Below are 22,934 nucleotides of genomic sequence, written 5' to 3'. Positions count from 1 at the left end.
CGGTGCAACAACTACTGGTCGTTGGCGGGATCGCCAGTGCTCTGGGCGCGCTATTGCTGGTTCTGTTGGTCGTGTTCCGGCCGGCAAGCGCCGACGTATCGTTGAAGCGCCGGCGGCAAGGCAACATGATCGACACCGAACGTTCACTGCTCACAAAGTTCAGCGGCGCAGCAGTGGGCGCTGTGGAGCGTGGTGTCGGGAACCAAGGCGGGCGACTTTTTAATAGGGCGGCGCTTCAAGGTGCCGGTCTGAAGATGGCGCCTGCCGAATTCTTGGTTCTGTTGTTTTCCGGTGCCGTAGTGGTAGGTTCGCTCGGTTTCGTGGCCACGGGCCCGTTGGGAGCCGTCCTGCTCGCTTTGTTGGTTCCGGTCATCGGCTGGGTCGTTTTGCGTTTGCGCACATCCAAACGACGCAGCTCCTTTCAAACACAGTTGCCCGACCTGCTGATGACATTGTCCGGGAGCCTGCGTGCAGGGCATTCCGTCATGAGGGCCTTCGACTCCGCGATACAGGAATTCGAAGCACCGATGTCCGAGGAACTCAGCCGGATCGTGAACGAGGCCCGTGTGGGACGGGACCCGGAATCGACCATGATGGAAATCGCCCAACGCATGGATTCGGAAGATTTTTTCTGGGTTGCCGAAGCCATCCTGATCAACCGCGAGGTTGGCGGTGATCTGGCCCAGGTCATGGACCAGGTCGGGGAGACTATTCGAGAACGGGCGCAGATCAAGGGCCAAGTCAGTGCACTGGCCGCTGAAGGGAAGATCTCCGCATACATTTTGGTTGCCTTGCCCATCGGCGTGACCCTGTTGCTCGCATTGGTCAATCCCACCTATATTGGCACACTTTTCACGCATCCTGTCGGTATTGTCCTGCTCATACTCGCCGCCATCATGCTGTGCACCGGGTCGTTCTGGATGAGCCGCACGATCCAAATCAAGTTCTAGGAAGGTGGACAACATGGGGATTGAAACGATCGGTTGGGCAGCCATAGCACTGGTGGTATTTCCTTTGACGTTCCTTACCTGGAGCTTTGTATCGGTGGACCGAAACCAGCTGGTGCTCATCAAGAAAAACCTAAATAGAACGCACTTGGCCCCCGGCGAAGAAGCACCGCGGCAATCCGAGTTCACTGCGTTGGCACGACATCTTGTATCCGGCACCTACGCTGCAAAGCTGGATCGTTTGTTGGCCATGGCAGGACGCCCCGCCAACTGGCCTCTGGATCGCGTGATCGTTTCCAAGCCGATAGCAGCATTGCTCTTGGGTGGGGCTGGATTCCTTCTGTTCCTGGTGAACTCGGTCCCACAGCTATTTATTTTGGCAACGATGATGCTTGTTCTCGGGTTCTTCCTGCCGGATCTGCTGGTGTACAACACGGGACTCAAACGCCAAGAGGCCATCCAGCTTGAACTGCCAAATATTCTGGACCAGTTGCTGATTTCCGTCGAGGCCGGTCTGGGCTTCGAGGCAGCGATGGCACGGGTTGCTTCCACCAGTCCCGGTCCCATGGCCCAGGAAATGAGCCGAACGCTTCAAGAGATGCAACTTGGCCGTTCCAGGGCAGATGCCTATGCGGCCTTAGCCGATCGTTCCACTGTGGCAGAGCTGAAATCTTTTGTACGCGCGGTGATCCAAGCGGACCGCTACGGAATCGGCATCGTCAGGGTGTTGAAGGTTCAGGCCTCGCAAATGCGTGTCAAGCGCCGTCAGCGGGCCGAAGAAAAGGCCATGAAACTGCCCGTAAAAGTCCTCTTTCCGCTCCTGACGTGCATCTTCCCGGTGCTGTTCATCGTCATTCTGGGCCCGGCCGTCATCAACATCCTGCAAAGCGGCCTCTTCAAATAACTGACAGCTATGCGGCTGGTCGTCCGGCTAACCGCGCTTGCGGTTGGCCGGACGATGCAATTCAAGGGCAAGCTCCAACATGGCCTCAGCGCTGCGCGACAAGCGGACACGATCGTTCCAAACCATGGAGATGGGTACGTTGCGCGTCGCAGGATGGATAGGCCGTACCGCGAGGGGCCGACCTTCGTAGGAGACGTCTGCGACCGGACGCTGAACCAGGATCGCGTAACCCATCCCGCGGGCCACCATCGAACGAGTCACTTCGAAGTCGGTTGTCCGGAAGCGGATCCAGGGACTCAGTCCCGCCGCTGAGAACATCATCTCCGTGTTTTCACGGCTTGGATTGACGTCCAGCAGGATCATGGGTTCATTCACGAGTTCGGCGAGCGCCACCTTGGCTTTTTCTGCCAGCGCATGATCCGCCGGCAAGACCACCGCGGGCACGGCATCGAGCAACCGCCTGCGCGTGAGCCCGGGCGGGACGGTCAGCTCATAGGCGATGGCCAGATCCAGCTCCCCGGAAAGCAGCATCTCGTGGATTTCCTGCTGAGTCCCGGCATAGAAGTCCAGCTCCACCGAGGGGTAGCGGAGCGCGTACTCGGCCATGAGCTCGGTCAGGAGCGTCGGCGCCAACGACGAATAGCAGCCGATGGCCACCTTGCCCCGCAGGACCGTTCCCGCTTCGGCAGCCATCTCCTGCAGGTCGTCGGCCGCATGCAGCAGCCCCCGGGCCTTGGCCATCACGTAGTCCCCCGACGGCGTCAGGCTCACCCCGTGGGCCTTGCGCCGGATCGTCAATTGCGAGTTGAAGACCCTCTCGAGTTCGTTGATCGCACCGGTGACAGCAGAGGGCGAGAGCATCAACGCCTCTGCCGCCGCGGCGATCGAGCCGTGTTCCGCGACAGCCACAAAACACTCAAGCTGCCGCAACGTGTACTTGGGCATCAATAACCTCTCTAAAACCGCGAATATTGCACTGTTATTCGCACTTTACCCATGGTTATGCCGCGGGTCACACTGGGTGTCAAGCAGCCGTCACTTTCCAGGAGATCGAACCCAGATGAGTCATTCAGCCGTTCCAGCCGCCACCTGTCCGTTCACCGGGGCAACCGCGCCCGCCGAAACCGCCGACGCCGTAAATGAATCCGTCGTGACGGCAGTAGATGCCGCAGCAGGAATGGAGGCCCCGGTCGCCGACTGGGTGACCATCCCGGATCTCTTCGCCGACCCGTTCCCGATCTACCGGCGGATGCGCGAGGAGTCCCCCGTGCATTGGGTCCCGGCAGTCAACCGCTACATGGTCACCTCCTACGCCGCCTGCCACGAGATCGAGCAGGACGAGGCGCGGTTCTCTGCTAACGAGCACAATTCGCTGATGAAGCGCTCCATGGGCCACTCCATGCTGCGCAAGGACAACCCCGAGCACCAGGTCGACCGCGACTCCTACGGCTCCACGCTGCGCCCGGGAACCATCAAGAAGCACTGGAACGCGATCTTCGAGGCCAACAACGAGAAGTACCTCGCCGAGCTCCTGGCCAAGGGTCCCGGCGCCGACTTCGTCTGGGACTACGCCGCCCCCTACACCGGGGAAAACCTCCGGCAGATCGTGGGCTTCCACAACGCCACCCAGCAGGACATGCAGCGCTGGAGCCAGACGTTGATCGACGGGACCGGCAACTACGCCGACGACCCGGAGATCTGGGCCAAGGCCAAGGCATCCTCCGACGAGGTCGACGCGGCCATCGACGAGATGCTGCCCCACCTGGCCAAGAACCCGGACGAGTCGCTGCTATCGGGTCTGGCGTCGATGCCGATCCCGCTCGAGGCGATCCGCGCCAACCTCAAGATGACCATCGGCGGCGGGCTCAACGAGCCGCGCGACGTGCTGGCCACCACCGTGTGGGCGCTGCTGAACAACACGGAGCAGCTGGCCGCGGTGAAGGCCGACCCGAAGCTGCACGCCGTCGCGTTCGAGGAATCGGTGCGCTGGGTCGCCCCGATCGGCATGTACCCGCGTGAAACCACCACCGATCTGGTCCTGGGCGGGGTCAGACTGCCCCAGGGCGCCCGGCTGGGCGTGGTGCTCGGCGCCGCCAACCGCGACCCGGAGGTCTTCGAGGACCCGGAAACCTTCAACATCTTCCGCTCCAAGAAGCCGCACCTCGGCTTCGGCGGCGGCGTGCACTTCTGCGCCGGAACCTGGATCGCACGGGCACAGGTCGCCCAGATCGCCATGCCGGCCGTGTTCGAGAAGCTCCCGAACCTTCGCCTCGATCCGTCGGCCGAGTCCGTCGACGCCGGCTGGGTCTTCCGCGGCATGACCAAGATGCCGGTGCTCTGGGGCTAAACGGCCCACGCTTAGCCTCCTCCCCTCGCTTTCCCGATTTTTCCCGAAGGATCCCCATGCCTACCATCACCTTTACCCAGCCCACCGGCGAAGCCACCGAAGTCACCGTCGAGGAGGGGACGTCACTGATGCGCGCCGCCGTCACCAACGGCATCGAGGGCATCGTCGGCGAATGCGGCGGCCAGGCCATGTGCGCCACCTGCCATGTGTTCGTCCGCCCCGAGTTCGCCGGCCGGCTCCCCGACGTCAGCGACGACGAGGACGAGATGCTCGACTGCACCACCGCCGAGCGCACCGACGCCTCGCGCCTGGGCTGCCAGATCAAGATGTCGGCCGAGCTCGGACACATCGTGGTCGATGTCCCCTCGGACCAGATCTAAGGCCATGGAGAACAATTCCAACGAGTCCGTCCTCATCATCGGGGCCGGGCAGGCCGGCATCCAGGTCGCCGATTCGCTGCGCGCCGAGGGGTTCACCGGGGCCGTCACGATCCTCAACGACGAGGCCCACTCCCCCTACCAGCGCCCGCCGCTGTCAAAGGACTACCTCGGGCCCGGATCAACGGCCGAGCCATTGCCCCTACGCGGGCCCGGCTTCTTCGCGGACAAGGACATCACGCTGCTGGCAGCAAGCGCGGTCTCGGTCGACACCGAGGCGCGCTCCGTGACGCTATCCGGCGGCATGTCACTGGGCTACACCCATCTGGTGCTTGCCACCGGCGCCGCCAACCGGGCGTTGCCCTGCCCGGGCGCGGACCTCGAGGGCGTGCACGCGCTGCGCACGCTCACCGACGCCAAGCGCCTGCAGGATTCGCTGTCCACCGCGCGGAAGGTCGTGGTGATCGGGGCCGGCTTCATCGGCCTGGAATTCGCAGCCGCGGCCCGGGCCCGCGGGCTGGAGGTCACGGTGCTGGAATTCGCCCCGCGCCCCATGGGTCGCGCGCTCTCGGCCACGGCCTCCGACTGGTTCACCACACGGCACCTCCGGGACGGGATCGACCTGCGCCTGAACGAAGGCGTGGCGGCAATCCACCGCGACGCACACGGACTGTCGGTGGAATCCACGACGGACACGCGCTACCCGGCCGACCTGGTGCTCTACGGCGTGGGCGTGAACCCGCGCACCGAACTGGCGCAGGCCGCGGGACTGGAAACGGAGAACGGGATCGTGGTCGATGCCGCGCTGCGGACCTCGGTCCCCGGGGTGTGGGCCGTCGGCGACTGCGCATCCTTCCCGCATCTGGACTCGGGTGCGCGGATGCGCCTCGAATCGGTGCAGAACGCCACTGACCAGGCCCGCCATGCGGCCCGCAGCATCCTGGGCGACGAATCGGCGTACGCCCGGACCCCGTGGTTCTGGAGCGCCCAGGGTGCCATCAGGCTGCAGATCGCCGGCGTTTCGGAGCCCGGCGACGAACCGGTGCTGCTCGGGGATCCCGAGTCCGGGAAGTTCTCCATCGCGCTGCTGCGCAACGGGGTGCTTGCCGCAGTGGAGTCCGTGAACTCGCCGGCGGACCACATCGCCGCGCGCAAGCTCGTGGGCCGCGGTCTGGCCATGACCCCGGAGGAAATCACCTCACCGGGATTCAGCATCAAGGCCCTGGCCAAGACCGTGGCTTCGGTTCCGGCGTGACCCACAATGTCTTAGCTCCGGCCCCAGGCTCCGTCCATGGCCTTGATGCAGTGTTCCAGCAGGGCCTCGGCCCTGGGCCCGAGCCTTGAAGAACGCGGCCAGATGGCCACCACGGCACTGGGGCTGTTGGGCGGTTCGAGTTCCCTGATGGCCACCGGCAGCCCGTCCAGGGTGTGTGGCGGGTTATTTGGCCGCGCATACAGCAACCCATAGCCCAGCCCGCGGCCCACCATGGCGTTGACCAGCACCACCTGCGGCAGCGAATAGGCGACATTGGGATGAAGCCCCTCATCGGCAAAGAGCCTGCGGGTATTTTCGGTGCTCGGGGTGGATTCGTAGTTGATCAACGGCTCCGACTCCAGCTCGGCCAACGAGATCGATTCCTTGGCGGCCAGCGGATGCCCGGGGTGCAGCACCACCTCGAGCCGCGTCTCGTAGATCACGCGCTTGGTGAATCCGGCGGGCAGCAGCAGGTCGTAGACCACGGCCAAATCCAGATCGCCATTTTCCAGAGCCGGGAGGAGATCGTCGTGGGTGCCGACCTGCACCTTCACCTCTATGCCCGGATGCAGGGTGCGAAAGCCCTCCAGCGTAGAGGGCACCACGTGGCTGGCAATGGACGCGAAGCACCCGATTGAGACCGGACCGCGCAGGGACCCATCCGAGCGGGGGAATGAATCCCCCAGCTCCTCGGCATCGGCCACGATGCGTGCGGCCTTGGCCGCGAAATATTGGCCAGCCGGGGTCATATGCACGCCGTGGGACTTGCGCCGCACGCAGAGCTGTTCCCCGGAGATCCTCTCGACCGCCGTGATCGCCTGGGAAAGCGCCGATTCCGAGATGTTCAGTTCCGCCGCCGCCGAGCCTAGGGTCGAATGCCGCGGGAGTTCGGCCAGCAGTTCAAGCTGGCGCAGGGAGAAACGAGCCATTCTTCAGTCCAATCAAACAAGTTATACACCTAATTGAAGTTTACTCAATCAATGTGGGCTGAAACACTGGTAGGTGATGCAGCGCATTGTCGCGGATCACATCCCCTGGTTCCGACACCGCACAGAGCCGCATTCTCCCGCCTTGAACAGCCCGCTCACCGAGGAGCACCCACACCATGAGTTCCACACGCACCCAAACGCCGGCCCAGCGTGCCAATTCGCGCCGCGTCGCCTTTGCCACCATCATCGGCACCACCATCGAGTGGTACGACTTCTTCATCTACGCCACCGCCGCGGGCTTGATTTTCGCCGAGCTGTTCTTCAAGCCGGCCGGCGCCCAGATTGGCCTGCTGCTGTCGTTCGCCTCGGTGGGTATTTCGTTCCTCTTCCGCCCGTTGGGTGCATTCCTGGCCGGACACTACGGAGACAAGCTCGGCCGCCGCGCCATGCTGGTGATCACCCTGATCCTGATGGGCGCGGCCACTACCCTCATCGGCGTGCTTCCGACCTACGCCACCGCCGGGGCCTTGGCTCCGATCTTGCTGCTGAGCCTGCGCATCCTGCAGGGCATCTCCGCAGGCGGCGAATGGGGCGGTGCGGTCTTGATGGCGGTCGAACACGCCCCCAAGGACGGCCGCGGTCGCGCGGGAGCGTTCCCGCAGCTCGGTGTCCCGCTGGGCATGCTGCTGGCCTCGGGCGTCATGGCCCTGATGACAGGCGTCATCTCCCCCGGCGAACAGTTCCTGGCCTGGGGTTGGCGGGTTCCGTTCCTGTTGAGCATCGTGTTGATTGTTGTCGGCTTCATCGTGCGCCGCGCAGTGGACGAATCCCCGATCTTCGAGGAAATCGCCGCGAAGAAGAAGCAGACCAAGGTCCCGATCGTCGAGCTCTTCCGCAAGCACTGGCTGTTGGTCATCATCGCCGCCCTGGTATTTGCCGGAAACAACGCCGCCGGCTACATGACCACCGGCGGTTTCCTGCAGGCGTACACCACCAACCCCAACGGGCCCATCGGCTTCGAGCGGACCGACGTCCTGGTTGCCGTCTCCTTTGCAGCGACCATGTGGTTCCTCACGACCCTGCTCTCGGGCTATCTGGCCGACAAGATCGGGCGCAAGCGCACCTACCAGATCGGCTTCACGGCCCAGGCCTTGTGCGTCTTCCCGCTGTTCTGGCTCATCAATTCCGCTTCCCTGCCCATGCTGTACCTGGCCTTCGCGCTCTTCGCCGTCGGCCTGGGCCTGGCCTATGGCCCGCAGGCCGCCCTGTACTCCGAGTTGTTCCCGGCGTCCGTCCGCTTCTCCGGCGTATCCATTTCCTACGCGCTCGGTGCGATCATCGGCGGCGCGTTCGCCCCGATGATCGCCACCGCGTTGGTCCAGGCAACCGGCGGCACAACCGCGGTGTCGGTCTACCTGCTGGTCATGACGCTGATCTCCCTGACCGCCGTAACGCTGCTCAAGGACCGTTCGGGCATCGACCTGTCCATCGAAAACCAGGCCGAACAGGAAATCGGAGCCACCGTGTTCGACAAGCGCGAACTTCCGGCCGGGGTCGAATCGACGCTGATCAAACGATAGATCTCGGTACAGCGTCAAACGGCGGGACACCTTCGGTGGTGGCCCGCCGTTTTGCGTCTCCCGCCGTGGATCCCGTGCCTCTTCAAGGAGCGCCGCGCCGGGCGCGTCGGGATCTGCGCGCATGGACATCTTTGACGGCACCCCGGCCAGTCCCTGCGCGGGCGGCGGCTCCGCTGCCCGCTATTCCTGCTCGGTCGGGAAGGCAACGCCCTCGCCGATGACCCGCAGGTTCAGCTCCATGCCGGGGCGCGCCATCGCCGCGTTCCAGTGCCGGATGGTGATGGTTTCTCCGCCGCCGGGAAGGCCTTCCACGGGGGAAAGCCTGATGCGGACCGTGGTCTCGGGCCCGAAGAACACCGTGTCCACCACGGTGCCCCTGATGGGTCCGTCCGCTGTGATGCGGATCTGCTCTGGGCGCAGCATCAGGCGCACCTTCCCCTGGGTGGTTGCGTGGCGGACCGGGATCCAGCCCAGCGAACAGGTCGCCAGCGACCCCTGCAGCTGGGCATCCAGGATCACCGCATCGCCCAGGAATTCGGCGGTGTCTCGGTCCGCGGGCCTGGTGTACACGGAGAACGGGCTGCCCGTCTGCGCCAGCGTCCCGCCGCGCATGACGGCGACCTGGTCGGCGAAGGAGAGCGCCTCGCCCTGGTCGTGGGTCACCAGGATGGTGGTGACGGCGGCCTCGTGCAGCACGTCGGCCACGGCCTTGCGGGTCGCAACCCGCAACCCCGCGTCCAGCGCGGAGAACGGCTCGTCGAGCAGCATCAGTTTCGGCTTGCGCGCCAGTGCGCGTGCCAGGGCCACGCGCTGCTGCTGGCCACCGGAGATTTCGTGAGGGCGGCGGGCGCCCATGGATGCCTCGAGCGAGACCATGTCCAGCAGCTCGGCAACGCGCTTGGCGGTGGCGGCCCTGCCGCGGACACCCGACTCGCGGTCCAGGCCGAAGGCAATGTTCTGCGCCACGCTCAGGTGCGGGAAGAGCGCCCCGTCCTGGGCCACGTAGCCGATCTCGCGCTTGTGGGCCGGAACCCAGGCGTCACCACCGGCCACCGTCTGACCGTTGAGTTCGATGGACCCGGTGTCGGGGTTTTCGAATCCGGCGATGAGCCGCAGCAACGTGGTCTTGCCGGAGCCCGACGGCCCCACGATCGCGGTGGTGCCGCCCTCGGCGATCGCAAGGTTGACCCCCTTGAGCACCGGCTTGCTGCCGAAGCTCTTGACGAGGTTGGTGGTGCGCAGGAAGGTCACGGCCGGCATCAGCCCGGAGATCTTGTGTGTTTTTGGCAATGCGTCGGTCATTGTCCGGCAGCTTTCTTCGATTGCTGGAACAGCAGGTAGGTCATCGGCGCCGAGATCAGGATCATCAGCAGCGCGTAGGGGGCGGCGCCCGAGTAGTCGATTTCGCTGCTCTTAGCCCAGAACGCCGTGGCCAGGGTGCGGGTTCCGTTCGGTGCCAGCAGCAGGGTCGCCGTCAGCTCGTTCACGATCGCCAGAAACACCAGCGCGGCCCCGCCCGCGGCCGCCGGAGCCGTGAGCCGCAGCGTGACCCGGAAGAACGCCACCGAGGGTGAGCGTCCCAGCGAGCGGGCCGCCTCCTCGAGTTCGCGCGGCGCCTGCGCCAAGCCGGAACGCAGGTTCACCAAGGCCCGGGGCAGGAACAGCAGGACGTAGGCCGCCAGCAGGACGTAGGCGCTCTGGTAGATGCCCGGCACCATCCGGATGCTCACGGTGACGAAGGCCAGGCCGACCACGATGCCGGGCATCGAGCTGGTCACGTAGTTCGAGAGCTCAAGGAGCTTGCTGAACCAGCTGGGATGGCGCACGGCGAGGAATGCCATCGGGAAGGCCACCACGCAGGTCAGCAGCGCGCCGGCCAGGCCGTAACCCATGGTCTGGGCCAGGGCCGGGAAGAACCTCTCCGGATCCCAGATCTCGGCTCCCCCGGCGACGAGCCAGCGGACCACCGAGTACAGCGGCACGCCGACCGAAAGCACGAAGAGCCCCAGAAGCGCCAGCTGGGCCGGCAGTTCGTAGCGTCCCAGGCGAAGCCTGAAAGCCAGCCCCTGGGCACCGAAGCCGACCCTTGCGTAGCGGGCGTTGCCGCGCACCTTGGCCTCGGCCAGCAGAAGCAGCATGCACAGCAGGACCAGCACGCTGGCGAGCATGTTTCCGGCGGCGCCGTTGAACGTGGACTGGAACTGGACCATGATCGCTGTGGTGAACGTGTCGAAACGGATCATCGCAAAGGCCCCGTATTCGGAAAGCAGGTGCAGCGCAACCAGCAGCGAACCGCCGGCCATGGCAATGCGCAGCTGCGGCAGCACCACCCGGAAGAACACGGCCCAGGGCCCCAGGCCCAGCGAAGCGGCCGACTGCTCGATGGCCGGATCAAGCCTCCCGAGCGTCGCCGCCACCGGGATGTAGACCAGCGGGAAGTAGGAAAGTGTTGCGATGAGCGCGCCCGCCCCCAGCCCGGCGAGCGACGGAATCGTCGAGGCCCAGGCATAGCTGTTCACGAACGCGGGAATGGCCAGCGGGGCGGCCAACGCCAGCGCCCACCACCGGTAGCCGCGCAGGTTGGTGCGTTCCACCAGCCAGGCGCCACCCACGCCCAGGACCAGGCACAACGGCACGGTGACCAACACCAGCAGGATGGTGTTGAGCAGGAGTTCACCCACGCGCGGCCGGATGACAAGTTCCACCACAGTGTCCCACCCGGTGGAAGCCGTCATGTAGATGACATAGCCCAGCGGGATGAGCGAAAACAGGGCGATAAGGATCGCCAACAGGGAAAGGCTGGAAACGCCCAATGGCGGGCGGGGGCTTTTGCCCCCGCCCGCCATGCTCGGTTCCCGTTTGTTGTCGGGAGCCGTTCGAGTCTTACTCATATGAGTTACAGCAGTCCTGCCTTGGTCATCAGCTCGGTGACCTTGGCCGAGTTCAGCTTGGCCGGGTCAACGGTCGGAGCCTGGAGGTCCTTCAGCGGAACGAGCTTGTCGTTGGACGCGACGCCCGAACCGACGGCGTATTCAAACGAGGTGCCGTTCTTCAGGATTTCCTGGCCGGTCTTGCCGGTGACGAACGTCAGGAACTTCTGTGCAGCGTCCGCGTTCTTGGAGGAGGCAAGCACGCCGCCGCCGGAGACGGAAACGAATGCTCCCGGGTCCTGGTTCTTGAAGTAGAACGGCTGAACGTTCTTGGAGTTCTCGCCGGTCTTGGCCTGGTCACCGTAGTAGTAGTAGTGGTAGATCAATGCCGCATCGATTTCGCCGGCGTTGACGGCCTTCATCGCGGTGGAGTTGCCCTTGTAGGCGGTGAAGTTTTCCTTCATGCCCGCCAGCCACGCGGTGGTGGCTTCCTCGCCCTTGAGCTCGAGCAGGGCCGCGACGATGGCCTGGAAGTCGGCGCCGGTCGGCGAGGCTGCCCACTTGCCCTTCCACTCAGGCTTGGCCAGATCCAGCATGGACTTGGGAAGCTGGTCCTTGCTGATCTTGGCCGGGTCGTAGACGAACACTGTGGAGCGTGCGGCAATGCCGGTCCACTTGTTGGTCGACGGACGGAATTCGGCAGGAACCTGGTCGATGGTGGCCTTGTCGACATCGGCAAACAGTCCGGCATTCTCAACCTGCGCCATTGCGGGAGAATTTTCGGTCAGGAATACGTCGGCCGGTGAAGCCTTGCCTTCCTGGATGATCTGGTTGGACATCTCGGTGTCGGAACCGTGGCGCACGGTGACCTTGATTCCGGTTTCCTTGGTGAACGCGTCGACCCATTCCTGGGCGAGGCTCTCGTGCTGGGCGTTGTAAACGGTGATCTCGCCCGCTCCGGAAGCCGCTGGGGTCGGAGCACCGGTGGAGCACGCGGTCAGGCCCATCACGGCGGTGGCCGCCAGTGCGATGCCGGCCAGCATGTTTTTGCGAATCTTCATGGGGCAAAACCTTCTGTGGTGAGGAGAAAAGGGCGACAGTCACAAGCCAATCGATGTGAACCCGCTCGATTAGCTTAGGTACGTCTTACCTAAATATCCATCCAAGCTGCGCAAAAGCGTAAAATTTCAGCCCATTAGGTCATCCTTTAGTAACCCAAATACAAAAACTTTACGATGAATTGTATTTTGACAAGATTCGACCCGGAGAATTTCGCCTAGTCAAAGCGACCTTTTGTGACCATTTGCAGACCCGGGAACCCCCATCCTTCGGATAAGCCGGGCCATACGTGTCTCTCGTCACATCAAGGCCGAATGTTTCCACCAAAAGGCACTTGGCCGCCGCGAACCACTGGTTAAACACGTTGCCTCCGGAGCCATGGAAATGGCGCCGGAGGCAACGTGAGGTGATTCGGGGATCACCTCGGTAGTGCGTAGCCCTCAACGGGCGCGAAGCTTAGTGCGGGCGATACTCGCTGACCATCGGGCAGTCAAACGGATCACGCGCGGAGAGTCCGACCTTGTTCAGGTACGTAATGACCTGGGCGTAGGACTGGGTGACCGAGGTGACCGTGTACGGCACCTTGAGCTCCTGGCAGTAGTCGCGGACGATCTTGGCAACCGGAGCAAGGTTGGCGCGGGGCATCGAGGGGAAGAGGTGGTGCTCGACCTGGTAATTCAGGCCGCCGAATACATGCGACAGGATCCGGTTTCCGAAGTCGGAGCGAGCCATGACGTTACGGCTGGTGAGCACCTGGCGGGAGAAGAAGTCGATGCGCGATTCCTTGGGAATCATCGGCATGCCCTTGTGGTTGGGGGCAAAGGAGGCGCCCATGTAAACGCCAAAGACTGCCAGCTGAACACCCAGGAATGCGGCAGCAATGCCCGGCTCCAGGAAGATAAAGAGGATCGCCACGTAGACGGTGAGTCGGATCGCGATCGAAGTGATTTCCTTGCCGCGGCCCTTTACCTTGTCACCCGTGAACAGGTACATCATCGAACGGAAATGCAGGTTGACGCCTTCGAGCGTCAACAACGGGAAGAACAGGTAGCCCTGGCGCTCGGTGATCCACTTGAGGATCCCCTTTTGCCTCTGCGCGTCCTCGGTCTGGAATGAGATCGTGTCCCATTCAATGTCCGGGTCCTTGCCGATGGTGTTTGGCATGGCATGGTGCTTGCTGTGCTTGTTCATCCACCACTGGTAGCTGATGCCGACAACGACGTTGGCCAGGAATCGGCCGATCCTGTCATTGGCCGGACCCGAAGTCAGGATCTGGCGGTGCGAGGCCTCGTGGGTCAGGAACGCGAACTGGGTCAGCAAGATGCCGACCGCTGCGGCGATCAACAGCTGGAACCAGCTATCCCCCAAAAGGACGAAGCCCGTAACCGCGCCACCAAGCAGGACCAGCAAAACGATGGTCGTTCCGAGGTAATGTCCCTTGCGACGACCCAACAGACCCGCATCGCGCACACGAATTTTCAGGTGGCGGTAGTTGTTGGAGCCGGCGTTTCCACGCGTGCTGCGCTGCTCTGGAACCGAAGGGGAAAGTGTGGAACTCATACTGCTCAAGGTTCACTCCCGGGAGCGAGGAGGGCGACAAATCAGTCGAAAGAACTGAAAGTCTCGGTTCCTATAACTCTGAGCATACGGGCATCGCATGTGTAGCACCTGATCGTTGCACAATGAGACTACTTTCCCGAATTCTGCTTTCGGCATGGGTTCCGCGCAGTTCCGCATCAAAACAGGCTTTCACCACGGATTTCCGGCAATTTTTCCCAACGGCCACCGACACGACATATACGCCATATGGCATATTCAGGCCCGGAAATTGGTTTCGGACGTGCGTGGCTTCCGGGTTGCGGGAAGACGGAAAACAACCCGGCGCCCGCACCTGAACAAGCCTGCTATTTCTTGCCCGAACGCAGCACCTCCAGCCGCTGCCGGTATTCGGTTTCATCGATTTCACCGCGGGCATAGCGCTCACGAAGTACGCCTTCGGCACTCATGGGATCGCCCTGGATCCGGTGGCGCCAGTACATGCGGCGGCTGAAGAAGATGAAAAAGCCAATGAGCAGGATCCAGAAGATCGGGATCAGGATGAACCAGCCAGGTCCGTATCCCGGTCCCCATGGATGGGTCGGCATTGCGTCCAGGACGGGAAGGATCGTCGTTGTCATGATGGGTCGCTCCTCAAAGCGTGGATGGCGGATTTCGAGGCCCTTCGCCTCATGCATCCACTTTCGTCCTTGAGGGCTTCACCCCGCATCGGCCCGGTGGAGCCACCTCGGCTTGCCGCACGTACTCCATTTGGTGCAGCCGCCGATGGTGCCTGGATTAGTCCAGGCTCCGTCGGCGTGCCTGCGGGGCGGGCACGGCACCGGGCGTGATCAGTCCGCTTTCATAGGCGATGACCACAAGCCCGGTTCGGTCGCGGACGCCCATTTTCCCGATGATGCGCGAGACGTGGGTCTTGGCCGTCAGCGGGGTGATGAAGAGCTGTTCGGCGATCTCCGCGTTGCTCTTGCCAGTTCCGATGAGCATCAGCACTTCGCGTTCCCGTTCGGTCAGCGATTCCAGGGCCGCGGGCCGTTCGGGCGCCAGTGCCGGCTTGGTGGCAGCAACCTGTGCCAGCAGCTTCCGCGTCACCGAGGGCGACAGCAACGATTCTCCCGCCGCGACGATGCGCACCGCCGCGATAAGTTCCTCAGGTTCGGTGTCCTTGACCAGGAAGCCCGAGGCCCCGGCCCGGATGGATGCCAGGATGTAGTCGTCGAGCTCAAAGGTCGTGAGCATGATGATGCGCGTGTGCCCGAGGCTCTCGTCTGCCGCGATGGCCTCCGCCGCGGTGATCCCGTCGCCCTGCGGCATCCGGATGTCCATGAGCACGATGTCGGGTTTCAGGGCCCGGGCCTGGGCAACGGCCTGGACGCCGTTCGAGGCCTGCCCCAGCACGCGCATGTCCTCCTCTGCGTCCAGCAGCGCCGAAAATCCGGCTCTGATGAGGGACTGGTCATCGACGATGAGAATGCCGATCATGGTTTTCCCCGTTCCTTGGGTTCAGGTTGCTGCGGTGGCGCGGGAATCCACACGTTGATCTTGGTTCCAGGCCGCCCCGGGGATCCAGTTGGGGCACTGGCGGTTGTGATCTCCAGGGTGCCGCCCCGGGAAGCGACCCTCTCGCGCATGCCGCCGAGTCCGTTGCCCTCGTCGCTGGCGCCGATGCCGATCCCGTCGTCCTGGACGGTGACGCGTGCTCCTTGCTCGGTGAGGTCGACAAGCACACCCACCCGTCCGGCCTTGGCATGGCGCACCGCGTTCGTCAGGGACTCCTGGACCACCCGGTAGATGGTGTTCTCGATGCGCCCGTCGACCCAGACCGGCGGCGGAAGCCTCGGCGGCTGGAAGCCGATCTCAAGGTTCGCGCCACGCACCCGCTGAACCAGCTCGGCGAGCTGTTCAAGGCGCTGGCTGGGGACGCGCGGGGCATCCTGCCGCAGCACCGCAAGCACCTCGCGCACCTCGTCAAGGGCTTCCTTGGATCCTGCCTTGATGTTTTCCATGGCTTCCACGAGGGCCGTCGTGTCGCCGTCCTTTCGTGAGAGGTGCAGGGCGACGGAGGCCTGGACATTGATCATCGACAGCGAATGGGCCACCACGTCGTGGATGTCCCGGGCCAGGACTAGCCGCTCCTCGTCCCGGTGGTGTTTGGCGCGTTCCACGGCGGCGCGGCGGAACTCGATGCGGCGGTCCTTGGCCATGCGCGCAAGCTCGCCGACCAGCAGGACGACAATGAGCCAAATGATGACGAACCACGCCCTGGTCATGAACTCCTGCCGGGTCGCCAGCATGAAGAACAGCAACGCGATCCCGGCGCCGGTCCCCCAGGCCCACCAGCGTTTCCCCGCGGCGAGAGCCAGGACCAAGCCGACCGCCAGGGAGAACGGGAACGGCCCCCAGGGGAACCCGGCAAGCACATACAGCGCCGTCACTGCCCCGATGCCCGCCACCATGGGGCCGGGAGCCCTGCGGCGCAACAGCAGCAAACCGGGGCCGGCCAGCAACAGGGCGACCGCCTGCCACGTCGGGGCGGTCCCGAAACGGTGTGCCGCAAAGAATGTGCCGACCACCTGCACCGATGCCACAAACACACTCAACACGGCAAATGGCGGGCGGCGGCGGGCGGTCATGGTTCGAGAATACGCCCGAGCGCCCCGTGCCATCGTCGGGCACCGGGTGTAGGCCCGCCTACTCCCCCGGGAGTACACGGCGGCAAAAGCCCAGGCAACGCAAACGGGCGGCCACGGCCTCCGGGAATCCTTGGGCAAGGTTTTCCGGAAGCGTGACCGCCCGCGGGCGTGAAACGGGGTGTTACAGGCCGGCCGCGCGCTCGGCGGACTCGACCACGTTTGCCAGCAGCATGGCGCGGGTCATCGGGCCCACGCCGCCCGGGTTCGGGGAGATCCACGAGGCGACCTCGTAGGCCGCGGGCTCCACGTCGCCGGTGACAACGGCCTTGCCGTTTTCGTCGTTGACGCGCGAGACGCCAACGTCGAGCACGATGGCGCCCGGCTTCAGGTCCTTGGCCTTGATCATGTGCGCGGAACCGGCCGCGGCGATGACCACGTCGGCGGTGGCCAGCTCGGCGGCCAGGTCCTTGGTGCCGGTGTGAGCCAGGACCACGGTGGCGTTGATGTCGCGGCGGGTGAGCAGCAGGCCGATCGGGCGGCCGATGGTCACGCCGCGACCCACGACGAGCACGCGCTTGCCGTTGAGGTCGATGCCGTGGCGTTCCAGGAGCACGACGCAGCCCTTGGGGGTGCAGGGCAGCGGGGAGGTCATCGGGCGGTTCACGTTGGCGACCAGGCGGCCCAGGTTCATCGGGTGCAGGCCGTCGGCGTCCTTGGCCGGGTCCATGGCCTCGAGGATGACGTCCTGGTCGATGTGCTTGGGTAGCGGCAGCTGGACGATGTAGCCGGTGCATTCCGGGTTCTCGTTCAGTTCGCGGACCTTGGCCAGCAGGTCTTCCTGCGTGGTGTCCTCCGGCAGGTCGACGCGGATCGACTGGATGCCGACCTCGGCGCAGTCCTTGTGCTTGCCGCCGACGTACCAGGTCGATCCGGGGTCGGAGCCGACGAGGATGGTGCCGAGGCCGGGGGTGATGCCCTTGGTCTTCAGCACCGCGACGCGTTCGGTGAGTTCGGCTTTGATGGCCGCGGCGGTGGCCTTGCCGTCGAGGATCTGTGCGGTCATAAGGAGATGCTCCGTTTCAAAAAATGTTGCGTGTTCATGGGACGCGGCGCCGGCCCGGATCGCGGGCCGTGCACCGCATCCCATTCACCTTGATGCGGTCAATGCCCCGTGGAGGGCATCTGTCTTGGGGTTAGGCGTGCCACTCTTCGAGGCCCGGGTACAGCGGGAAGGCCGCGGTCAGGGTCTCGACGCGGGCCGCCAGGGCGGCCTTGTCCGCGTTCTGGCCGTCGCGCAGGGCGATGCCGATGATGTCGGCGACCTCGGTGAAGGCAGCGGCATCGAAGCCGCGGGTGGCCAGGGCCGGGGTGCCGATGCGCAGGCCGGAGGTGACCATCGGCGGGCGCGGGTCGAACGGCACGGAGTTGCGGTTCACCGTGATGCCGATTTCGTGCAGGAGGTCCTCGGCCTGCTGGCCGTCGAGCTCCGAGTTGCGCAGGTCCACGAGCACCAGGTGCACGTCGGTGCCGCCGGTCAGCACGGAGACACCCGCTGCGGTGACGTCCTCTGCGGTGAGGCGCTCGGCCAGCAGCTTGGCGCCTTCCAGGGTTCGGGCCTGGCGCTGCGCGAATTCCTCGCCGGCTGCGATCTTGAAGGCGACGGCCTTGCCGGCGATGGCGTGCATCAGCGGTCCGCCCTGGTGGCCGGGGAAGACGTTGGAGTTGATCTTCTTGGCCAGGTCGGCGTCGTTGGTCAGGATCAGTCCCGAGCGCGGGCCGGCCAGGGTCTTGTGGACCGTGGAGGTGACGACGTCGGCGTACGGAACCGGGTTCGGGTGCAGGCCGGCCGCGACCAGTCCTGCGAAGTGTGCCATGTCGACCCAGAGCTTGGCGCCGACCTCGTCGGCGATGGCGCGGAAGGCTGCGAAGTCCAGCTGGCGCGGGTAGGCGGACCAGCCGGCGATGATGACCTGCGGCTGCTCGGCGATGGCCTGGGCGCGCAGCTTGTCCATGTCCACGCGGAAGGTGTCCGACTCGACCTCGTAGGCGGCAACCTTGTAGAGCTTGCCGGAGAAGTTCAGCTTCATGCCGTGGGTCAGGTGTCCGCCGTGGGCCAGGGACAGACCGAGGATCTTGTCGCCCGGCTGGATCAGCGCGGAAAGCGCGGCGGCGTTGGCCGAGGCGCCGGAGTGCGGCTGGACGTTGGCGAACTTGGAGCCGAAGAGGGATTTGACGCGCTCGATGGCCAGGTTCTCGGCCACGTCGACGTGCTCGCAGCCGCCGTAGTAGCGGCGTCCCGGGTAGCCCTCGGCGTACTTGTTGGTGAGCACGGAGCCCTGGGCCTCGAGCACGGCGCGGGGCGCAAAGTTCTCGGAGGCGATCATTTCCAGGGTGTCGCGTTGGCGACCCAGCTCAAGCTTCAAGACCTCGGCGATTTCCGGGTCAAGTTCGGCAAGGGACTGGTTGGTCACGGTGTTGTTGCTCATGATGAACTCCATCGGGGTGAGGGTTGGTTTTCGGGCAGACTTCTACTTGCGAATAATTCAACCCCCGGGCCCAGGCGCGCGGTCCGTGGTCAGCTCATGTGCCGCTCCCCGGTGGTTCATCCCACCTAACGCCAGTTGCGACGGTTCCAATCTTAGTCGGAATAGCGCGGTGGCGGAGACTGTTACATCCCATGACAGTTGAAACTTCAACAGATATGGTCGGGAGTGCAGCGAACGTGCAGGATTCGAACTCGGTGTTGGACACCATCGTCATCGGGGCCGGGCAGGCCGGGCTCTCGGCTGCCCACCACCTGCTCCGCAAGGGATTGAAGCCCTTCGAGGACTTCGTGGTGCTCGATTCCAACGACGGCCCCGGCGGCGCTTGGCGCCACCGCTGGGACACCCTGACCTTCGACAGGGCCCACGGCCTGCATCCCCTGCCCGGAATGGCGTTGGACACACCCGACCCGAAGGAACCCGCCTCCGCGGTGGTCGCCCGCTACTACGGAAGCTACGAGGACCACTTCGACGTCCCCGTCATCAGGCCGTTCAAGGCCAGGAAGGTCACGGGGTCGATCGAGGACGGGTTCACCGTCACCGCTACCGACGGACGGACCCTCACTGCCCGGACGCTCATCAACGCGACGGGGACCTGGAACAAGCCCCACTGGCCGTCATATCCCGGCCAGCGCGATTTCACCGGGCGGCAATTGCACACCCGGGACTTCGTCGCACCCGAGGAGTTTCTGGGCCGGCGAGTGCTGGTGGTCGGCGGGGGAACCAGCGCCGCCCAGTTCCTGCTGCAACTCGCGGACCTGGGCATCGACACCCTGTGGTCAACGCGCCGCGAACCTCAATGGAGGACGGCGCCGAAGGACAAGTCCTGGGGCATCGGGGTGGAGGCCGAGGTCAACGACCGCACGCACTCCGGGTTGCCGCCGCGCAGCGTGGTCTCGGTGACCGGCCTGCCGCTGACCGACTTCTACACCGCGGGCATCGAATCCGGCGTGCTGGTTTCCCGCGGTGGCATCGCGGGATTCGGCGAGCGCTCGGTGCGCTTCGCCGACGGCAGCGAAGAGGAGATCGACATTGTCCTCTGGGCCACCGGATTCCGCGCCTCGCTTGACCACCTGGCCCCGCTCGGCATTCGGGAACCGGGCGGTGGCATCCTCATGGACGACGACTCCGTGTCGGTGGTGAAGGTGCCGGGCATGTTCCTGGTCGGCTACGGGGCCTCCGCCTCGACCATCGGTGCGACCCGTGCCGGGCGCGCCGCCGCGGTGGGTGCCGCGCGCCTGCTGGCCGAACCCAACCTTGCCGAACGCCGGCCGGTGGCGGCGCGGTAGTCCCGCAGCCCCGCGGCATTCCGCAACACAGGCTTCACATGCTGCATCGGGCCCGGCAGCGGGGGTAACCTCTTCGAGGTGAGCACCAACGAATTCATCGTGTCCTTGTCCTGCCCCGACCGCCCGGGCATCGTCCATGCAGTGTCAGGCGCCCTGCTGCAGGCCGGTTGCAACATCACCGAGTCACAGCAGTTCGAGAGCCCCGAAACACACAACTTCTTCATGCGCATCGCGGTGGCCACAGAACAGCCCATCGCAAGCCTGCGTGCGGCGCTGGAACCGATTGAAGCCGCGTTCTCCATGAACCTGGACATCAGCGCCGAGGGCGCACCGCTGCGCACCCTGATCATGTGCTCCACCGAGGGCCATGCCCTGAACGACCTGCTCTTCGCGCAGCGCGCCGGAACGCTGCCGATCGAGGTCCCGGTGATCGTCTCCAACCACCTGGATCTCAAGCCCATGGCCGACTTCTACGGCATCGAGTTCGTGCACATCCCGGTCACCGCGGCCACCAAGGCCGATGCCGAGGCGCAGCTGCTGGAACTCGTCGCCAAACACGACATCGATCTGGTGGTGCTGGCCCGCTACATGCAGATCCTCTCCGACGACCTCTGCCGCGCGCTGAACGGCAAGGCCATCAACATCCACCACTCGTTCCTGCCCTCCTTCAAGGGCGCCAAGCCGTACCACCAGGCACACGCCCGCGGCGTGAAGCTCATCGGCGCCACCGCCCACTACGTGACGGCGGATCTGGACGAGGGGCCGATCATCGAGCAAGAGGTCATCCGCGTGGACCACGCGCGCACCGCCAACCAGTTCGTGGCCATGGGACGCAACGTCGAGGGCCGCACGCTCACCCGCGCCGTGGGCTGGCACGCCGAGCGCCGCGTGATGCTCGACGGCCACCGCACCGTAGTGTTCTCCTAATACCGACTTTCTCCTAGTACCGCACTCGGGTTTGTATGCTGTCTGCCGTATTCCCGAATAGGGCTATCCAATGAGCGGCCCCCTCTCCATGGCCGTTGCAAGGGCGCCAGCGTTTTTAGGCGTCGAATGCGAGCGTGGAGGCGCGGGTACGTTGCGGTAGATCACGGCGCGCGAGGGCCGGGGCAAGCAGTGGCCCGCCGGGTCTGTACGTCCAAGCCAACCAGCTGCCCGGAGGCGCCCATCAGCGCTTCCCGGGCGCCGGATCGTCGTTCGTGTTCTCGGAGAGAGACTCCAAGAGCTCGTGCAGTCTTCCCATCACACCAAGGGCTGCCTCGGATAGTTTCAAGCGGCTCCCGCTCACCTCCAGCCGACGGCGCAACCGTGCGATCTCGGCCTGCTCAGCAGCGATTTTCCCGCTGGATTCTCCGGGTTTCTTGCCGGCCAAGACCCTTGCATCGCGCAGTTTGCGCCGCTCGTTCATCTGCAAGGAATATAACCCCTGCCCGCGCAGGAACGCACCGCCCGCCTGGCGGGTGCAGGCCTCGCACTCGGCCAAAAACAGAACCCAAGGAGCCACGAGAGCTCTCGCCCCATACCGCTTTCAGGTCTGGCGCCTGTGCAGCTAGCACTTGCAGTGCTAAACGCGGCCAGCGGGCTGGACCCCTTTTTTTGCCTGCAATCTGGGTCTAGGAACGCTTCGAAGCACTGGCTACGTTTATCCAAACCACCGAAACGTGAGCTTGTTCACATTCGATGCGGTGTGGAGATCTCTTCCACTTCTGTTGTGCCGCTCGAGACGTCAGACTTGGAAGGGTTCCCATGGCCACCGCCACTATCACCGCATCCGATAATCAGCAGCGCATTTCCACCTCCGGCAAGAAGCCGAAGAATCATGCACGGACCACACGGAGGCGACAGACGGCAATCCGCCTCGCGGTCTTTGCAGCCTTCCTGCTGCTGTGGTGGGGCGTAACGGCTGCAGGCCTGGTAAAACCATTGTTCCTGCCTTCACCCGGGGCCGTCTGGAATGCCGCCGTCCAGGCGAACTCGTGCCGTCCCGTAGCCGCTGGAGTCGACCGCCTCGTCTGCGGCGAGCAGAACTACTTCATGTGGGAGCACTTGTTCGCCAGCCTGCAGCGGATCGGCGCCGGAGTGGGCATGGCCATCGTGTTTGGCGTGGCCCTGGGCTTCATCATGGGCACGATAAAACCCATCAACACGGTCATTGAGCCGTACCTGAACTTCCTTCGCTCGCTGCCACCGCTGGGCTACATTGGCCTGCTGATCGTCTGGTTCGGCATTGGAGACGTTTCGAAAATCTGGCTGTTGTTCCTCGCCGCGTTCCCGCCGATTGCGATGGCCACCATTTCCGGAGTGAGCGGAATCCGGCAGGCCCGGATTCACGCAGCCCAGTCCCTCGGCGCGACCCGGTGGCAAGTCATGACAAACGTCATCCTCCCTTCCAGCCTGTCGGAAATTTTCAGCGGCATCCGTATCGCCGTCGGCTTTGCCTGGACCACCGTAGTGGCAGCCGAGCTAAACAACGGCATCCCCGGTATCGGCGGTCTGGCCTACATTTCCGGCACCCAGCTGCAGACACCTCTGACCATCGCGTGCATCATCGTCATTGGCATCTCTGCCATCGCGCTGGACGCCCTCATCAAGAACCTCGGGCGCGTCCTCGTTCCGTGGCACGGCAAGGCCTGACCGCCCCATTCCG

General features: G+C 64.5%; 21 protein-coding genes. 9 read left to right on the top strand and 12 right to left on the bottom strand.

Features of this window, described 5'->3' with window-relative positions:
• The first annotated feature begins 2 nt into the window (after positions 1–2).
• Both ACIQLF_RS13935 and ACIQLF_RS13930 read left to right on the top strand, forming a co-directional pair.
• Positions 3–950, top strand: coding sequence for a type II secretion system F family protein (locus tag ACIQLF_RS13935; RefSeq protein ID WP_400299426.1), 948 nt, complete (start codon positions 3–5; stop codon positions 948–950).
• A gap of 13 nt (positions 951–963) precedes the next feature.
• Positions 964–1,851, top strand: coding sequence for a type II secretion system F family protein (locus ACIQLF_RS13930; RefSeq protein ID WP_400299423.1), 888 nt, complete (start codon positions 964–966; stop codon positions 1,849–1,851).
• Between the two features lie 27 nt (positions 1,852–1,878).
• Here ACIQLF_RS13930 and ACIQLF_RS13925 read toward each other — a convergent pair whose 3' ends face one another.
• A complete protein-coding gene (locus ACIQLF_RS13925) occupies positions 1,879–2,796 on the bottom strand; it encodes a LysR substrate-binding domain-containing protein (protein ID WP_400299421.1) in 918 nt (305 codons plus the stop codon).
• Positions 2,797–2,911: 115 nt separating this feature from the next.
• Between ACIQLF_RS13925 and ACIQLF_RS13920 the strand changes: the two genes are divergently transcribed.
• Genes ACIQLF_RS13920 through ACIQLF_RS13910 form a run of 3 tightly spaced genes read left to right on the top strand, consistent with a single transcriptional unit; the run spans position 2,912 to position 5,830 of the window.
• Positions 2,912–4,198, top strand: a complete 1,287-nt coding sequence (locus ACIQLF_RS13920) for a cytochrome P450 (RefSeq protein WP_400299419.1) — start codon at positions 2,912–2,914, stop codon at positions 4,196–4,198.
• Positions 4,199–4,254: 56 nt separating this feature from the next.
• Entirely contained in the window at positions 4,255–4,578 is a 324-nt protein-coding gene (locus ACIQLF_RS13915) for a 2Fe-2S iron-sulfur cluster-binding protein (protein WP_400299417.1), read from the top strand.
• Positions 4,579–4,582: 4 nt separating this feature from the next.
• Positions 4,583–5,830: an NAD(P)/FAD-dependent oxidoreductase gene (locus ACIQLF_RS13910; RefSeq protein ID WP_400299415.1), complete on the top strand. Its 1,248-nt coding sequence runs from the start codon at positions 4,583–4,585 to the stop codon at positions 5,828–5,830.
• Positions 5,831–5,841: 11 nt separating this feature from the next.
• Here ACIQLF_RS13910 and ACIQLF_RS13905 read toward each other — a convergent pair whose 3' ends face one another.
• Complete coding sequence (locus tag ACIQLF_RS13905) at positions 5,842–6,759, bottom strand: LysR family transcriptional regulator (protein WP_400299412.1); 918 nt, start codon at positions 6,757–6,759, stop codon at positions 5,842–5,844.
• 176 nt (positions 6,760–6,935) lie between these two features.
• Between ACIQLF_RS13905 and ACIQLF_RS13900 the strand changes: the two genes are divergently transcribed.
• On the top strand, positions 6,936–8,339 hold the full coding sequence (locus tag ACIQLF_RS13900; RefSeq protein WP_400299410.1) for an MFS transporter: 1,404 nt from the start codon (positions 6,936–6,938) through the stop codon (positions 8,337–8,339).
• 180 nt (positions 8,340–8,519) lie between these two features.
• Here ACIQLF_RS13900 and ACIQLF_RS13895 read toward each other — a convergent pair whose 3' ends face one another.
• The 9 genes from ACIQLF_RS13895 to glyA all read right to left on the bottom strand — a co-directional run bounded on the left by ACIQLF_RS13895 (position 8,520) and on the right by glyA (position 18,941).
• Positions 8,520–9,599: an ABC transporter ATP-binding protein gene (locus ACIQLF_RS13895; protein WP_400299828.1), complete on the bottom strand. Its 1,080-nt coding sequence runs from the start codon at positions 9,597–9,599 to the stop codon at positions 8,520–8,522.
• A 38-nt stretch (positions 9,600–9,637) separates the two neighbouring features.
• The gene (locus tag ACIQLF_RS13890; protein WP_400299825.1) at positions 9,638–11,185 is read right to left on the bottom strand and encodes an ABC transporter permease; all 1,548 of its coding nucleotides are present in this window, start codon (positions 11,183–11,185) and stop codon (positions 9,638–9,640) included.
• A gap of 50 nt (positions 11,186–11,235) precedes the next feature.
• Positions 11,236–12,270, bottom strand: coding sequence for an iron ABC transporter substrate-binding protein (locus ACIQLF_RS13885; protein ID WP_400299407.1), 1,035 nt, complete (start codon positions 12,268–12,270; stop codon positions 11,236–11,238).
• A gap of 454 nt (positions 12,271–12,724) precedes the next feature.
• Positions 12,725–13,828 (bottom strand): fatty acid desaturase family protein, encoded by a 1,104-nt coding sequence (locus ACIQLF_RS13880; RefSeq protein WP_400299405.1) that lies wholly within the window; start codon positions 13,826–13,828, stop codon positions 12,725–12,727.
• 344 nt (positions 13,829–14,172) lie between these two features.
• Positions 14,173–14,445, bottom strand: a complete 273-nt coding sequence (locus ACIQLF_RS13875) for an SHOCT domain-containing protein (RefSeq protein WP_400299402.1) — start codon at positions 14,443–14,445, stop codon at positions 14,173–14,175.
• Between the two features lie 157 nt (positions 14,446–14,602).
• Complete coding sequence (locus tag ACIQLF_RS13870) at positions 14,603–15,304, bottom strand: response regulator (protein WP_400299400.1); 702 nt, start codon at positions 15,302–15,304, stop codon at positions 14,603–14,605.
• The gene (locus tag ACIQLF_RS13865; RefSeq protein WP_400299398.1) at positions 15,301–16,455 is read right to left on the bottom strand and encodes a sensor histidine kinase; all 1,155 of its coding nucleotides are present in this window, start codon (positions 16,453–16,455) and stop codon (positions 15,301–15,303) included. Before ACIQLF_RS13865 ends, ACIQLF_RS13870 begins: the two co-directional genes overlap by 4 nt.
• A 181-nt stretch (positions 16,456–16,636) precedes the next feature.
• On the bottom strand, positions 16,637–17,518 hold the full coding sequence (locus tag ACIQLF_RS13860) for a bifunctional methylenetetrahydrofolate dehydrogenase/methenyltetrahydrofolate cyclohydrolase (RefSeq protein WP_209995538.1): 882 nt from the start codon (positions 17,516–17,518) through the stop codon (positions 16,637–16,639).
• Between the two features lie 130 nt (positions 17,519–17,648).
• Complete coding sequence (gene glyA / locus ACIQLF_RS13855; RefSeq protein ID WP_400299393.1) at positions 17,649–18,941, bottom strand: serine hydroxymethyltransferase; 1,293 nt, start codon at positions 18,939–18,941, stop codon at positions 17,649–17,651.
• A gap of 191 nt (positions 18,942–19,132) precedes the next feature.
• On the opposite strand from glyA, the gene ACIQLF_RS13850 reads away from it, so the two are divergent.
• Together ACIQLF_RS13850 and purU are read left to right on the top strand one after the other, a co-directional pair.
• Positions 19,133–20,287, top strand: a complete 1,155-nt coding sequence (locus tag ACIQLF_RS13850) for a flavin-containing monooxygenase (RefSeq protein WP_400299390.1) — start codon at positions 19,133–19,135, stop codon at positions 20,285–20,287.
• A 78-nt stretch (positions 20,288–20,365) separates the two neighbouring features.
• Positions 20,366–21,214 (top strand): formyltetrahydrofolate deformylase, encoded by an 849-nt coding sequence (gene purU, locus ACIQLF_RS13845; RefSeq protein ID WP_400299387.1) that lies wholly within the window; start codon positions 20,366–20,368, stop codon positions 21,212–21,214.
• A gap of 241 nt (positions 21,215–21,455) precedes the next feature.
• On the opposite strand, the gene ACIQLF_RS13840 is transcribed toward purU, so the two are convergent.
• Entirely contained in the window at positions 21,456–21,701 is a 246-nt protein-coding gene (locus tag ACIQLF_RS13840) for a hypothetical protein (RefSeq protein WP_400299385.1), read from the bottom strand.
• Positions 21,702–22,033: 332 nt separating this feature from the next.
• On the opposite strand from ACIQLF_RS13840, the gene ACIQLF_RS13835 reads away from it, so the two are divergent.
• On the top strand, positions 22,034–22,921 hold the full coding sequence (locus ACIQLF_RS13835; protein ID WP_400299383.1) for an ABC transporter permease: 888 nt from the start codon (positions 22,034–22,036) through the stop codon (positions 22,919–22,921).
• Positions 22,922–22,934 lie beyond the last annotated feature (13 nt).

Origin of the sequence: Paeniglutamicibacter sp. NPDC091659 (assembly GCF_044756805.1) — a bacterium.
In the GTDB taxonomy this organism is placed as follows: domain Bacteria; phylum Actinomycetota; class Actinomycetes; order Actinomycetales; family Micrococcaceae; genus Paeniglutamicibacter.
The sequence above is the reverse complement of the archived record's forward strand: the minus strand, read 5'-3'. Positions and strand labels throughout refer to the sequence as shown.

Excerpts from the sequence above, each read along its gene's own strand:
- ACIQLF_RS13875 (WP_400299402.1), bottom strand. The coding sequence starts at position 14,445 with ATGACAACGACGATCCTTCCCGTCCTGGACGCAATGCCGACCCATCCA.
- glyA (WP_400299393.1), bottom strand. The coding sequence starts at position 18,941 with ATGAGCAACAACACCGTGACCAACCAGTCCCTTGCCGAACTTGACCCG.
- ACIQLF_RS13850 (WP_400299390.1), top strand. The coding sequence starts at position 19,133 with ATGACAGTTGAAACTTCAACAGATATGGTCGGGAGTGCAGCGAACGTG.
- ACIQLF_RS13860 (WP_209995538.1), bottom strand. The coding sequence starts at position 17,518 with ATGACCGCACAGATCCTCGACGGCAAGGCCACCGCCGCGGCCATCAAA.
- ACIQLF_RS13835 (WP_400299383.1), top strand. The coding sequence starts at position 22,034 with ATGGCCACCGCCACTATCACCGCATCCGATAATCAGCAGCGCATTTCC.
- ACIQLF_RS13915 (WP_400299417.1), top strand. The coding sequence starts at position 4,255 with ATGCCTACCATCACCTTTACCCAGCCCACCGGCGAAGCCACCGAAGTC.
- ACIQLF_RS13930 (WP_400299423.1), top strand. The coding sequence starts at position 964 with ATGGGGATTGAAACGATCGGTTGGGCAGCCATAGCACTGGTGGTATTT.
- ACIQLF_RS13880 (WP_400299405.1), bottom strand. The coding sequence starts at position 13,828 with ATGAGTTCCACACTTTCCCCTTCGGTTCCAGAGCAGCGCAGCACGCGT.
- ACIQLF_RS13885 (WP_400299407.1), bottom strand. The coding sequence starts at position 12,270 with ATGAAGATTCGCAAAAACATGCTGGCCGGCATCGCACTGGCGGCCACC.
- ACIQLF_RS13925 (WP_400299421.1), bottom strand. The coding sequence starts at position 2,796 with ATGCCCAAGTACACGTTGCGGCAGCTTGAGTGTTTTGTGGCTGTCGCG.
- ACIQLF_RS13900 (WP_400299410.1), top strand. The coding sequence starts at position 6,936 with ATGAGTTCCACACGCACCCAAACGCCGGCCCAGCGTGCCAATTCGCGC.
- ACIQLF_RS13905 (WP_400299412.1), bottom strand. The coding sequence starts at position 6,759 with ATGGCTCGTTTCTCCCTGCGCCAGCTTGAACTGCTGGCCGAACTCCCG.
- ACIQLF_RS13910 (WP_400299415.1), top strand. The coding sequence starts at position 4,583 with ATGGAGAACAATTCCAACGAGTCCGTCCTCATCATCGGGGCCGGGCAG.
- ACIQLF_RS13890 (WP_400299825.1), bottom strand. The coding sequence starts at position 11,185 with ATGGCGGGCGGGGGCAAAAGCCCCCGCCCGCCATTGGGCGTTTCCAGC.
- ACIQLF_RS13870 (WP_400299400.1), bottom strand. The coding sequence starts at position 15,304 with ATGATCGGCATTCTCATCGTCGATGACCAGTCCCTCATCAGAGCCGGA.
- ACIQLF_RS13865 (WP_400299398.1), bottom strand. The coding sequence starts at position 16,455 with ATGACCGCCCGCCGCCGCCCGCCATTTGCCGTGTTGAGTGTGTTTGTG.
- ACIQLF_RS13895 (WP_400299828.1), bottom strand. The coding sequence starts at position 9,599 with ATGCCGGCCGTGACCTTCCTGCGCACCACCAACCTCGTCAAGAGCTTC.
- ACIQLF_RS13920 (WP_400299419.1), top strand. The coding sequence starts at position 2,912 with ATGAGTCATTCAGCCGTTCCAGCCGCCACCTGTCCGTTCACCGGGGCA.